The sequence below is a fragment of the Sulfitobacter sp. HI0040 genome (genome assembly GCF_001634885.1).
Lineage (GTDB): Bacteria > Pseudomonadota > Alphaproteobacteria > Rhodobacterales > Rhodobacteraceae > Sulfitobacter.
Map to the genome: position 1 here is coordinate 1 of NZ_LWEX01000247.1, position 1,001 is coordinate 1,001.

Genomic DNA, 1,001 nt, shown 5'->3' on the forward strand with positions numbered 1-1,001 from the left:
GCTGAACCGGACCCATGTGATCTGGTTCACCGGGCGCTCCTATGAGCCGCGTGACGAGCCGCGTCAATGGGACTGGTCGATCCGCTCCTGTGATCGCGAGAACCGGACCTGCCGCTACATCCAGCGGGTCTACGGATCCCACGCGCCCTGGCCCGCGACATTCATCTCGGAAAGCGGGCAGGAGATCGCTTACCCGACCAGCGGTGGCCTATGGCACTTCTATTCCCGCAGCATCATGGTCGAATTCGGCGACTACGAGGGCAACATGGGCCATTCGGACTGGTTCTCCTACTGATCCGAACGCTCCGATGTGTTCAGGGAGACAGGGCGAAGTTCGGTTAGGTCTGCCTCAAAGCGTTCAGGGTCAACATGCCAACGACGGCTCACAGAGCCGTCATTCCAACGGTAATCGGTGAACAGGTGAAGCGCCTGCGTATCGGTGTTCAGAAACCCTTCCTGGAAAGGCCAGCCTGTCTTTCTCTTACTCATTGAACTCACTGCGCTCCATTTGACTACCTCTTGAGACGCTCCGATCGAGGGCGCATCAGGGGCTGGCAAATTTTAGCTAGCGCTTTGTAAAGAACTCTTCGGGGTCGACGTTCAGCGCCTTGGCGATGCGTTCGAGAAGGTCGAGAGAAGCGGCGAACCTGGCGTTCTCGACCTTGCACATATGGCCGCGGCTCACATCGGCCCGATGAGCAAGCTCCTCCTGGCTGAGGCCGCTGGCGCGTCTCAATTCCTGGATGTTCTGTGCTACACGATCCCGCAAGTTCATGCCCGCAAAGCGGACACGCTGCGCGAAGCTTAGCCACGCGATATGTACTCCATTTGTAGGTGTACTTGCTGCCAATGAAACTTCGAGGTGGACTGCGAAGCTGCAGCATCGCGCTCATAGAGACCCTTGGATGAAACTTACCCCAGCTCGCTTAATGCGTGTGCGAACGAGGGCCAACGTAACCTGATGCTAATGCGCGACAACTTGCCGTGAGAAAGTGGGGGCA

General features: G+C 57.8%; 1 protein-coding gene and 1 pseudogene. One reads left to right on the forward strand and one right to left on the reverse strand.

Annotated features, from left to right (window positions below):
- A pseudogene (locus A3728_RS13200) lies at nucleotides 1–295 on the forward strand (hypothetical protein); the annotation flags it as partial.
- Nucleotides 296–565: 270 nt separating this feature from the next.
- Here the strand turns inward: A3728_RS13200 and A3728_RS13205 are convergent.
- Nucleotides 566–736 carry a helix-turn-helix domain-containing protein gene (locus tag A3728_RS13205; protein WP_236630494.1) on the reverse strand — a complete coding sequence of 57 codons (171 nt, stop codon included), beginning with the start codon at nucleotides 734–736 and terminating at the stop codon, nucleotides 566–568.
- Nucleotides 737–1,001: the final 265 nt, after the last annotated feature.